13 protein-coding genes are annotated in these 10,523 nt (G+C 37.8%); 10 read left to right on the top strand and 3 right to left on the bottom strand.

From position 1 onward, the window contains the following. A partial coding sequence (locus AC52RT_RS15305) for an ABC transporter transmembrane domain-containing protein (protein WP_495541553.1) occupies window positions 1–161 on the bottom strand: 161 nt, incomplete at its 3' end. Then, window positions 158–541: an ABC transporter transmembrane domain-containing protein gene (locus AC52RT_RS15310; RefSeq protein WP_495541544.1), complete on the bottom strand. Its 384-nt coding sequence runs from the start codon at window positions 539–541 to the stop codon at window positions 158–160. The genes AC52RT_RS15305 and AC52RT_RS15310, both read right to left, overlap by 4 nt. 490 nt (window positions 542–1,031) lie before the next feature. Here AC52RT_RS15310 and AC52RT_RS15315 point away from each other — a divergent pair, with 490 nt between their 5' ends. From AC52RT_RS15315 to AC52RT_RS15325, 3 genes are all read left to right on the top strand, one after another. Continuing rightward, window positions 1,032–1,514: a DinB family protein gene (locus AC52RT_RS15315; protein WP_495541545.1), complete on the top strand. Its 483-nt coding sequence runs from the start codon at window positions 1,032–1,034 to the stop codon at window positions 1,512–1,514. Between the two features lie 41 nt (window positions 1,515–1,555). Then, a complete protein-coding gene (locus AC52RT_RS15320; RefSeq protein ID WP_495541546.1) occupies window positions 1,556–2,113 on the top strand; it encodes a M15 family metallopeptidase in 558 nt (185 codons plus the stop codon). A gap of 84 nt (window positions 2,114–2,197) precedes the next feature. Further along, on the top strand, window positions 2,198–2,716 hold the full coding sequence (locus AC52RT_RS15325) for an acyl-CoA thioesterase (RefSeq protein WP_340849231.1): 519 nt from the start codon (window positions 2,198–2,200) through the stop codon (window positions 2,714–2,716). A 47-nt stretch (window positions 2,717–2,763) separates the two neighbouring features. Here the strand turns inward: AC52RT_RS15325 and AC52RT_RS15330 are convergent, their stop codons facing one another. Continuing rightward, window positions 2,764–3,396, bottom strand: coding sequence for a Bax inhibitor-1/YccA family protein (locus tag AC52RT_RS15330; RefSeq protein WP_495541547.1), 633 nt, complete (start codon window positions 3,394–3,396; stop codon window positions 2,764–2,766). A 232-nt stretch (window positions 3,397–3,628) separates the two neighbouring features. On the opposite strand from AC52RT_RS15330, the gene AC52RT_RS15335 reads away from it, so the two are divergent. The 7 genes from AC52RT_RS15335 to AC52RT_RS15365 all read left to right on the top strand — a co-directional run bounded on the left by AC52RT_RS15335 (window position 3,629) and on the right by AC52RT_RS15365 (window position 10,340). Then, the gene (locus tag AC52RT_RS15335) at window positions 3,629–3,856 is read left to right on the top strand and encodes a hypothetical protein (RefSeq protein WP_495541548.1); all 228 of its coding nucleotides are present in this window, start codon (window positions 3,629–3,631) and stop codon (window positions 3,854–3,856) included. A gap of 556 nt (window positions 3,857–4,412) precedes the next feature. Continuing rightward, on the top strand, window positions 4,413–5,432 hold the full coding sequence (locus tag AC52RT_RS15340; protein ID WP_495541549.1) for an ABC transporter ATP-binding protein: 1,020 nt from the start codon (window positions 4,413–4,415) through the stop codon (window positions 5,430–5,432). Next, entirely contained in the window at window positions 5,419–6,345 is a 927-nt protein-coding gene (locus tag AC52RT_RS15345; protein WP_495541550.1) for an ABC transporter ATP-binding protein, read from the top strand. The genes AC52RT_RS15340 and AC52RT_RS15345 overlap by 14 nt, the downstream gene beginning before the upstream one ends. 12 nt (window positions 6,346–6,357) lie before the next feature. Next, complete coding sequence (opp4B, locus tag AC52RT_RS15350) at window positions 6,358–7,323, top strand: oligopeptide ABC transporter permease (protein WP_495541551.1); 966 nt, start codon at window positions 6,358–6,360, stop codon at window positions 7,321–7,323. A 23-nt stretch (window positions 7,324–7,346) separates the two neighbouring features. Then, on the top strand, window positions 7,347–8,246 hold the full coding sequence (locus AC52RT_RS15355) for an ABC transporter permease (RefSeq protein ID WP_495541554.1): 900 nt from the start codon (window positions 7,347–7,349) through the stop codon (window positions 8,244–8,246). A 57-nt stretch (window positions 8,247–8,303) separates the two neighbouring features. Beyond that, window positions 8,304–10,046 (top strand): oligopeptide ABC transporter substrate-binding protein, encoded by a 1,743-nt coding sequence (gene opp4A / locus AC52RT_RS15360; RefSeq protein ID WP_495541555.1) that lies wholly within the window; start codon window positions 8,304–8,306, stop codon window positions 10,044–10,046. Between the two features lie 120 nt (window positions 10,047–10,166). Continuing rightward, window positions 10,167–10,340, top strand: coding sequence for a hypothetical protein (locus AC52RT_RS15365; protein WP_495541552.1), 174 nt, complete (start codon window positions 10,167–10,169; stop codon window positions 10,338–10,340). The last annotated feature ends 183 nt before the right edge of the window (window positions 10,341–10,523 follow it).

Genomic DNA, 10,523 nt, shown 5'->3' on the forward strand with positions numbered 1-10,523 from the left:
TTCCAATTAATAAAAAGCATATAAGCAGCTACGGCAAAGAATGTAATGATATCAGTAAATACCTGGAGCATACTTGAAGAAATCAGCTGTTGTAAAATATTGACGTCATTCGTAATACGGGACATCAAATCCCCAGTTCGGTTTTTATCAAAAAATTTCATATCAAGAGACTGGATATGATATACATGCTATTCCGAAGATCAAGTATGGCGTGTTGTCCGACATAGGAGACCATATAGCTGTTCAAGAAATTGAACAGGCTCAAAAATATGGCAGCACCAAGTATCCCCAATCCTACCTTAACCAATGATTGAAATTCTTTACCGGGTATAATTTTATCAATTGTGTATTGTGTCAGTTGTGGGATGACGAACTCCAGCAGTGATATAGCCAGCATGGAAAGTACGATCGCAATTAAGTACTTCCGTTTTGAACGAACACGCACCAGCATATCCTTTAACATACTCAAAATGCTTCCTTTTTTAGGAGGAGTACTGCTAAAGCTACGGCCCCGATGACTGAATGGTACATGGCCACTCATATAGTTCACTCCAATCTTTTGTCCAAATTACCGAAAAAAAGTTCGGCATTCCTATCATTAAGTTTTTTTGAAAATATACAACTTTTGTACAGGACCCTTTAACCTGAAAAAAAAGACACATGAAGAACAACAAGTGGTCTATACGAAAATGAAAAAAGAAAAATAAATAACCCGATTCCATCTGCACCAGAAGCGATTCAAATAAGCGGTAACTTGTTAACTTGGCATGCAGTCAGAAATCCAGATATTCTTGGGTACCGGATATACCGTGACAGTCACGGAAGGGAGAAAAAGTTTTGCCGGTGTAGAGCAGAAAACTTCTCCTTTTTTTTTGACCTCTGTCGATATCTATGGAAAGGAGTCAGCTCCTTCCGAAAAAAGCCGATTATAAAGTAAGATATTCGTAATGCTAATCTGCATCTGCTAGAATATGGATGTGTAATAGAATTAAAGATAGAGTATAGTTAATACTAATCGAGGGCGTGACAATATGAAAAAGAATATTGAAATTAGAAATCAGCTATTCGATACAATAAGCGGGTTAACTGATGAACAGCTCAATAAACACCCCGAATTCGGACGATGGAGTATTGTCCAAGTGATGGATCATCTATATTTAATGGAACGTGCGATAACAAAGGGCATAGCGGATACATTGGCTGCGGATGTCAGAAATAAGGCAGCAGTTAAACCTATTCACCTGGCGGTCGATCGTTCAATGAAAGTAGAAGCTCCAGCTTATCTCGAACCATCTTCTGAATTCATAACAATAGAGAGTATGACAGAAAAACTTACACAATCTCGTAAATTGCTCTCAGAAGTCACCACACATGCCGAAGATGAAGACCTCGAAAATAAATCGTTTCCACATCCGATATTTTCTAATTTAAGTTTAAAACAATGGATTCCTTTTGTTGGTATCCATGAATTGCGTCATATTGAACAAATTGAAGAGTTGAAGGCAAAACTATAAGGAAAACTTAAAAACGTGCAGCTCTCTGCACGTTTTATTTAATGACAACAAGAAGGGAAATGCGTGTGCAAAAATTACGCATCCGTATATTTGTATTTATTCTCCTATTAATTATGATTTATTTTGGATTCTCTTTCTTAATGCCCCCAGACATAGATGATATAGAAGTTCCAAATGGCCTTCATCCCATTGTTGAAGAGAAACAAGATGAATTAATGGAAAGAGCCAATCAAAAGGGGATACCGATTTTGATAAGTGATGGTTTTCGTTCAATTGAAGAGCAAAATAACTTGTATGAACAAGGAAGGTCAAAGCCAGGAAAAATCGTCACAAATGCCCGCGGTGGTGAATCCTTGCATAATTTTGGTTTGGCCATTGATTTTGCTTTACTTAATAAGGATGGTATCGCCATATGGGATATGGAATATGACGGCAATCAGAATAATAAACAGGATTGGCTTGAAGTAGTAGATCTGGCTAAAGAGTTAGGCTTTGAATGGGGAGGAGATTGGGCGGCTTTTAAAGATTATCCGCATCTGCAAATGGACTTTGGCATAAGTTTACGAGAATTGCAGAGAGGGACATGGCGATTGCCGTAAGATCTTATCAGCTTTGTTGCTTTAGCCTGTTCAAAAGGATAAAGTAAGTAAGAGTGGATATTTAAATAAAGGGGATCATACAACATGGAAGAAATTAAATACACCCAAGATTCAATTGTTATTAAAACGAGTATCGTCTTACCGCCCGATACAAATAATATTGGTACAATGTTTGGCGGTAAGTTAATGGCCTATATTGATGATGTTGCCGCTATTTCAGCGATGCGTCATGCACGGAGTTCCGTGGTAACAGCATCGACCGATTCAGTAGACTTTTTGCATCCTATACACGAAGGAAATGCTGTTTGTCTTGAGGCATTCGTAACCTATACCGGCAGAACCTCCATGGAAGTGATTGTGAAGGTAGTTGCAGAAAATTTACGTTCAGGTGAGAGGGATTTATGTGCAATTTCATTTCTAACTTTTGTTGCAATTGATGACGATGGGAAACCGACCCCGGTACCTCGACTTGTACCGCAGACAGAGATGGAAAAGAGTTTATATGAATCTGCTAAGGGCAGGGCTGAAGTTCGTAAACGCCGTCGTTTTGAAACCCAAAGCATTGCTGAAGTATTTGGTACAGATTTGCCTTGGAAAAAGTAAACAAATGAAAAGCCAGCATGATAAATGCTGGCTTTTCAGATATAAACTTAGTCTTTAGAAAGAATGCCGAAGAACCGAAGAATATTAATGAACAAGTTAATAAAATCAAGATATAAGTTAAGTGCCATTAACGGAACTTCCTCAGCAGTGACTCCATACTGTTTCATCCGGTTAAAATCGTATAAAATGTAACCGCTGAAGACAAGAATGCCTATGAATGAAAAGACAAGCATAGCTGTAGAGCTTAATGGTGAAAATATATTGAAAATACTAATGGCAATCAACGCAAGTAAGGCAGCCATCAGCATTCCGCCAAGGAAGCTAAGGTCACGTTTAGTCGTTGTGGCATATAGAGCCAAACCGCTGAATACTACTGTAGTTGTTACACCAGCCATTAAAACGACATTTGAACCAGCTACGGCAGTATAATGGGCGATAATTGGAAAAGTGGTAATACCTGAGATGAATGTAAAGACGTATAAAAATGTATAACCGATTGCTTTTTTCTTTCTAAGAAAAAACGCACCTATCAACATAGCGATTTCAAGGATAGCTAATGGAAGAAAAAGTGCGGTAGGTACTTGTGTGCCAATGGCCATACCAAGTACAGAAATGGCAAGAGAGAGTGCGAATGTCCGTAATACAGATGGCATATAACTTTGAACCGATTGTGAATACATACTAGTAACCTCCAATTTGTGTTTAATAAGAATACGTTGCGCATTACAAAAAGTTTCATATTTTAAAAAAGATATAGGTAGTATATCATAGTAAGACAGTTAAGAGAGAGATGGTTGGTTGTTCAACACTTTAACTTGTTGTTGAATGTATATATAGAAGTAACAGTAATATCTTATGTGAACTCTATTCATTAAACGATGGGAACATGTCTATTTGTAAGGAGGAATAAGGATGAGTGAATGCAAGTTGAACCATTCAAAAAGTGATGTGCAAAACAAATATGATCAACAAGAAAAATATCTTCCAGAAGAAATAAGGGATCTATTACAGGTGTTCTTTAAAAAAGAGCTTCCACAGAGTACGCTCAATACCATTTTTCATTTATTGAAGAAATATGATTTAGCTGAAAGTAGTGAACAAGAGCGTAGAATTGAACAATTAAAAGAAATAGTATGGTAGTAAAACGCAGTTCGACAACCTTTGTCGACTGCGTTTTTTATTATGGGTTACCGTTTAGTATTCTGCGATAATGCAAAAACAAGACTTCGAGGTCATCATTTTTCTTTAAAATAGGTCTTTAGTGTGTGGAATATTACAGAAAAAAAAGGCTGATATAATCAAGGGAAGAAAGGATTAAATAATGGTTAAAGATCGCTGTAACAGCATACAAACCAATTAAATATCTAAAAAGTTATAATATGTAAATTAAAAATTTTCTAAATTTCTAAAAAATATTACATTGAGATATTTTATTTATAGGATATTTATGGTATTGTAAGTAAATAAGACATAATATTTTGAAAATTATTTTAAGTGTAAAGCGATTAATATTATATTACTAAAATTAACAGGTAGTTCATTACAAATATTACACAAAAAGTAATGAAAACGAATTAATTGAAATTTTTTTTACAAAACTATTGAAAAGTTCTCAGAAATTGTATAAACTCAAACTTAATTATCAGAAAATTTTTATTTTATCGAAAAAGTAGTTATAAAGTTAGGGGGAACTTCGATGGAGAAACCAATATTACAAATAGAGAACCTAACCACTTCATTTAGAATAAAGGACGACTATTATGCAGCTGTAGATAATGTTTCATTCACAGTTAATGAAAATGAAATTGTAGCTGTTGTTGGGGAATCTGGTTGTGGAAAGAGTGCATTGGCTTTGTCCATTATGCAATTACATAGTAAAGATCGAACCAAGCTGGAAGGAGCGATAAATTTTAAAGGGAAAAATCTAATACCTTTAAATGAAGCTCAATTAAACAAGGTTCGCGGCAAGGAAATGGGAATGATTTTCCAAGAACCCTTAACAGCACTAAATCCGTTGATGGTGGTAGGGAAACAAATCGAAGAAAATTTAGATTATCATACAAAGCTCTCTAAAGAACAGAAGAAAACAAGGACGCTGGAACTGTTGTCACAGGTTGGAATTCCTTATCCTGAGCTGACATATAAACAGTACCCGCATGAACTGTCTGGCGGAATGAGGCAAAGGGTAATGATTTCTATCGCCATTGCTTGTAACCCAGACTTAATTATAGCTGATGAACCTACGACTGCGCTGGATGTAACCATACAGGCTCAGATTCTCGATTTGTTAAAGTCCATTCAACAAAAGACACAGATGGGAATTATCTTGATTACACATGATTTAAGTGTCGTAGCTGAAGTAGCTGATAAAATTGTGGTTATGTATGCGGGGCAAGTAGTTGAAACAGGTACGGTTAGAGAAATATTAAAAAATCCGCTGCATCCATATACAAAGTCATTGCTTCATTCTATCCCATCGGCAATCACAGATAAAAGCCGCTTGCATGTAATTGAAGGAATTGTCCCTTCCATTGCAAAGATGGATAGAGTTGGCTGCCGCTTTAAGGATCGGATAGCTTGGATTCCAGAAGAAGCACATGAACATTCCCCTGAGCTTCACGAAGTTGAAACAGGTCATTGGGTTCGCTGCACCTGCTACCAACACTTTCACTTCCAGGATGAAAAAGGAGAAATGATAACTCATGACATTACTTAAGGTTGAAGATTTAAAAGTTCATTTTCCAATCAGGGGCGGTTTTTTCAGAACGGTGGTCGATCATGTTCGAGCAGTAGATGGCGTATCCTTTGAGTTAGAAGAAGGTGAAACCTACGGGCTGGTCGGTGAATCAGGCAGCGGAAAATCAACTACTGGAAAAGCTATTGTAAAATTAAACAAGGTTACTTCAGGGAAAATCCTTTTTGAAGGACAGGATATAGCTAACTATAGCAGCAGACAAATTAAGCCCTATAGAAGAGATATTCAGATGATTTTTCAAGATCCATATTCATCACTAAATCCGAAAAAGAGAGTACTTGATATTATTGCCGAACCGTTGAGGAATTTTGAAAGGCATTCACCAGGTGAAGAAAAGAAAATTATTCAAGATTATCTTGATAAGGTAGGACTTAGTCCAGATTCCATTTATAAGTACCCGCATGAGTTTTCAGGTGGACAGCGTCAAAGAATTGGAATTGCCCGATCGTTGACATTGAAACCTAAATTAATTATTGCCGATGAACCAGTTTCTGCCCTTGATGTATCTGTTCAAGCGCAGGTCTTGAATTTCCTCCAAGATCTCCAAGAGGAATTCAAATTAACTTATTTGTTTGTTGGACATGACCTAGGAGTAATTCGCCATATGTGTGACAGGATGGGAGTTATGTATCGCGGTCGTTTAGTGGAAGAGGGGACAAGTCAGGAAATATATAATAACCCTCAGCATATCTACACGAAACGGTTAATTGCTGCTATTCCAGATCTTGAACCGAATGTTCGAGAGGAAAAGGCAATAGCGAGACAAAAGGTTTCCGAAGAATATGAACAGTCTTATTCAAAGTATTTTGATGAAAAAGGCCGGGCTTATGATTTAAAACCAATCTCCACAACACATAGAGTCGCATTACCATAGGAGGAGAAAAAAATGTGGAAATTTATTCTTAGACGGGTTTTACTGATGATTCCCCAGCTTTTTATCTTAAGTATTATTGTGTTCGCCATGGCTAAGGCTATGCCAGGGGATGCGCTTTCCGGTAAAGTCATGGATCCGGGCATTAGTCCAGAGCGAATCGAAGAACTTAGGGAACAAATGGGTCTAAATGATCCAATGCACACACAATATATCAGATGGATTTCAAATGTCGCACAAGGTGATTTTGGACAATCCTACACTCATAAAACGAAGGTAATGAATGTTATAGAAGACCGCGTTTGGCAAACCGTGTATTTGTCTCTATTTACAGTAATTATCATTTATGCCCTAGCGATTCCTTTAGGGATACTAAGTGGACGATATAACGACTCATGGATTGATAAAGCAATTACTGGCTATACATATGTTGGTTTTGCAACCCCAACCTTTATCTTTGGGTTAATCGTACTATTCTTGTTTGGTTTTACTTTTGATTTATTCCCAACTGGGGGAACAGTTAGTTCAAAAGTAGATGAGGGAACCTTTGCTTATTTCTTAAGTAAGCTGAACCATATGGTACTTCCTGCATTCAGTGCAGCCCTTATTTCTACGGTAGGTGTGGTTCAATACTTACGCAGCGAGGTTGTCGATAATAAATTAAAAGATTATGTTCGTACGGCTAGATCGAAAGGAATTCCCGAATCGAAAGTTTATTCACGGCATATTCTAAGAAATTCTTTCTTACCTATAGCTGCATTTTTAGGCTATGAAATTACCGGCTTAATTGGTGGTTCGATCATCATTGAAACAATATTCAGCTATCCAGGGATAGGGCAGCTTTTTGTAACATCGATCAGTCTGCGGGATTTCAGCGTCGTTACGGCACTCGTCATGTTGACAGGTTTTGCCACATTGCTCGGCACTCTTCTTTCAGACATCATATTAAGTGCGGTTGATCCGCGCATACGGATTGAATAGAAAGAGGGTGGACTAAAATGGGAATGAATGTAGAAACGGTAACATCAGCTCCACCAAAGGAAGTTAGTCCTTCCGGGATGAAAGTCATTTGGCGGGAAATTAGAAAAGATCGAATGGCCATGGTTTCACTAGTGATTTTGGGAATCGTACTAATTGCTGTTTATTCCGCTGCACTATTCATAGATGAAGACGCAGCTGCGCGGGTTGACGTATTTGCGATTTATATGGATCCATCAAGTGCTTATTGGTTAGGAACAGATTATGGTGGACGTGATGTTTTTCAACAATTAATTATCGGTACACGTAACTCATTTTCTATTAGCTTGGGTATAACCGTACTGACCGCACTTATTGGGCTAAGTGCCGGGCTGATTGCTGGGTACTTTGGCGGTTGGACAGATAACATAATCATGCGTGTTATCGATTTTGTAATCACACTGCCTCAAATGATGTTTATTATCGTTCTTGTAACGATTATTCCTAAATTTAATGTGACTACGTTCATCTTAATAATGACGCTCTTTTTATGGACAGGAAAGGCTAGACTGATTCGCTCGAAGGTATTGTCTGAACGTGAATTGGATTATGTCCATGCTTCACAGACACTGGGTACACCGCATTGGAAGATTATTTTGTATCATATCCTTCCAAATGTCAGCTCGTTAATCATCGTGAATTTTACGTTGAATCTAGCAGGAAATATCGGTTTGGAAACAGCTTTGACGTTCCTTGGGTTTGGACTTCCTGAAAGTACACCAAGTCTTGGGACATTGATAGCTTATGCAACAAATCCTGAAGTATTAGAATACAGATGGTGGATCTGGTTACCCGCGTCAGTCATGATTTTAGTGCTGATGCTGAGTATAAATTTTATAGGGCAAGCCTTGAAACGTGCAGGAGATGCAAGACAAAGAAGAGGATAAAAAAAAGGGAGAGTGGATTTTGTGAAATTGAAGGGATATAGTAAAGTATTGAGCGTAATGGCTGTTTCAGCTTTATTGCTTGCAGCATGTAATGATGACACTGAAAAAGCAGGTACAAAACCAGCAAAAGACAAACCGACAAAGGAAACTGTAAAAGAAGATGCAACAGCGTTCCCGCGTGCGACTACTAATGATAAAGAAGCACTTGAAGACGGTCACGTTAACTATGGTTTAGTATCCGATACCCCGTTTGAAGGAATCTTAAACTATAGCTTCTATGAAGGCGCACCAGATGAAGAAGTAATCCGTCTTTTCGATGAGGGCTTGTTGTCGGCAGATGAAGATTATGTCTATGATCAAAATGGCGCAGCTACATATAAGCTTTCAGATGATAAAAAGACGATTACACTAACGATTCAAGATCATGTAAAATGGCATGATGGTTTGCCGGTAACGGCTGCAGATCTTGAATATGCCTACCTAGTAATCGGAAATAAGGATTACACGGGTGTCCGTTATGACAGTCAAATGTCCATGATTGAAGGCATGGAAGAGTACCATGCTGGAAAAGCAGACACTATTTCTGGTATTAAAGCAGAAGGTAACGAAATTTCCATTACATTTAAAGAAGCGAACCCTTCTGTGTTAACGGGTCTTTGGACTTATCCGCTTCATAAAGAATACCTAAAAGATGTGAAGATTAAAGACCTGGTTGAGTCTGATAAGATTCGTAAAGAGCCAATTGGTTTTGGACCGTTCAAAGTCAAAAAAATCGTTCAAGGTGAAGCCGTTGAGTACGAACGATTTGATGATTATTGGGCTGGTAAACCAAAAGCAGCATCCTTTACGCTTAAAGTAGTGAATAACTCTATTGCGGTTAAGTCTTTGCAAAATGGTGATTTAGATATCGCTACAGTTAATGCTGATCAAATGGATTCTGCGAAAGCACTGAAAAACATAGATGTTTTAGGGAACCTTGAGCTTGCATACACATATATCGGCTTTAAATTAGGCCGCTATGACGCAGAAAAAGAAGTAAGCGTGATGGATCGTCCGAAAATGCAAAACAAACAGCTTCGTCAAGCAATGGCATATGCAATCGATAATAACATTGTAGCAGAGAAGTTCTATAAAGGATTACGTTTTGCTGCGACAAGCGTTATTCCAACAGCATTCCCTAAGTATCATAACACAGAGATGGAAGGCTACAAGTTTGACCCAGAAAAAGCAAAATCATTACTTGATGAAGCTAAATATGTCGATAAAGACGGCGATGGTCTTCGTGAAGATCCTAAAGGTGAGAAATTCACGATTAACTTTGCCTCTATGACTGGAACAGATATAGCAGAACCTCTTTCTATGTTGTACATTCAGCAATGGAAAGATGTGGGCTTAGATGTTCAATTAGTGGATGGTAAGTTGTCTGAGTTCAATTCTTTCTATGAAATGCTGCAAACAGACAGCGAAAAAGTTGATATTTATCAAGCAGCATGGGGTACTGGTTCTGATCCCGATCCATCCGGTATTTGGGCTAAGGGAGCAAGCTATAACTATACTCGCTGGGTAAATGATAAAAATGACGAGTTATTGAAACAAGGTATCTCAGAGAAAGCCTTTGATGAAAATTACCGTAAAGATATCTATAACCAATGGCAAGAGCTTATTCATGAGGAAGTGCCTGTCATTCCGACATTATTCCGTTATGAATTTGCAGCAGCTAATAAACGTGTAACTGGCTTTGACTTGAAGTTATTAGAATGGGACAAGGTAGGCGTGACAGAAGCAGACCCTGTAAAATAAGTTATTCCAGCACAGGAATCCAAATAGGATTCCTGTGCTTTTCTGTGTAGGCATAACGTTTCAATTCATACCATTCGGGTTATATACCTAATAGAATGAAATGGAAGGTGTTGGTTAAAATTGAATAACCAAGTAGAGGAAACGCAGCACGAGCTTGAAATGATGTTTACAGGCGGGTTAGGACGAACGCTTACAGCAGCCGAACAAGAAATTATATTAGATATTGTCGCTTATCCTGTAGAAAAACGAGTTGCTTTTTTAGAAATGATGAAGGAATTCATTAACCGAAATTAACAAGCGGAAATTATTGAGCCTTTCGAGGCTTTTTTTTTGAGTATTCAGATTAGAATTGAATGTAACTGATTCATCCCATTTTCAACCATGCTTGTAAGCTGTATAATTAATAGCTAGATATGAAGAGGGAGATGACGGTGTGTCAGTAATTAATGAACAAGAGATTGTTACCTACATAAAAGA

This window comes from Peribacillus sp., from assembly GCF_059453735.1.

What these genes read in the sequence shown, in the direction of transcription:
- AC52RT_RS15330 (WP_495541547.1), bottom strand. Translation starts at nt 3,396, where the DNA reads ATGTATTCACAATCGGTTCAAAGTTATATGCCATCTGTATTACGGACA.
- AC52RT_RS15355 (WP_495541554.1), top strand. Translation starts at nt 7,347, where the DNA reads ATGAATGTAGAAACGGTAACATCAGCTCCACCAAAGGAAGTTAGTCCT.
- AC52RT_RS15335 (WP_495541548.1), top strand. Translation starts at nt 3,629, where the DNA reads ATGAGTGAATGCAAGTTGAACCATTCAAAAAGTGATGTGCAAAACAAA.
- AC52RT_RS15340 (WP_495541549.1), top strand. Translation starts at nt 4,413, where the DNA reads ATGGAGAAACCAATATTACAAATAGAGAACCTAACCACTTCATTTAGA.
- AC52RT_RS15325 (WP_340849231.1), top strand. Translation starts at nt 2,198, where the DNA reads ATGGAAGAAATTAAATACACCCAAGATTCAATTGTTATTAAAACGAGT.
- AC52RT_RS15315 (WP_495541545.1), top strand. Translation starts at nt 1,032, where the DNA reads ATGAAAAAGAATATTGAAATTAGAAATCAGCTATTCGATACAATAAGC.
- AC52RT_RS15320 (WP_495541546.1), top strand. Translation starts at nt 1,556, where the DNA reads ATGACAACAAGAAGGGAAATGCGTGTGCAAAAATTACGCATCCGTATA.
- opp4B (WP_495541551.1), top strand. Translation starts at nt 6,358, where the DNA reads ATGTGGAAATTTATTCTTAGACGGGTTTTACTGATGATTCCCCAGCTT.
- AC52RT_RS15345 (WP_495541550.1), top strand. Translation starts at nt 5,419, where the DNA reads ATGACATTACTTAAGGTTGAAGATTTAAAAGTTCATTTTCCAATCAGG.
- AC52RT_RS15310 (WP_495541544.1), bottom strand. Translation starts at nt 541, where the DNA reads ATGAGTGGCCATGTACCATTCAGTCATCGGGGCCGTAGCTTTAGCAGT.
- opp4A (WP_495541555.1), top strand. Translation starts at nt 8,304, where the DNA reads ATGGCTGTTTCAGCTTTATTGCTTGCAGCATGTAATGATGACACTGAA.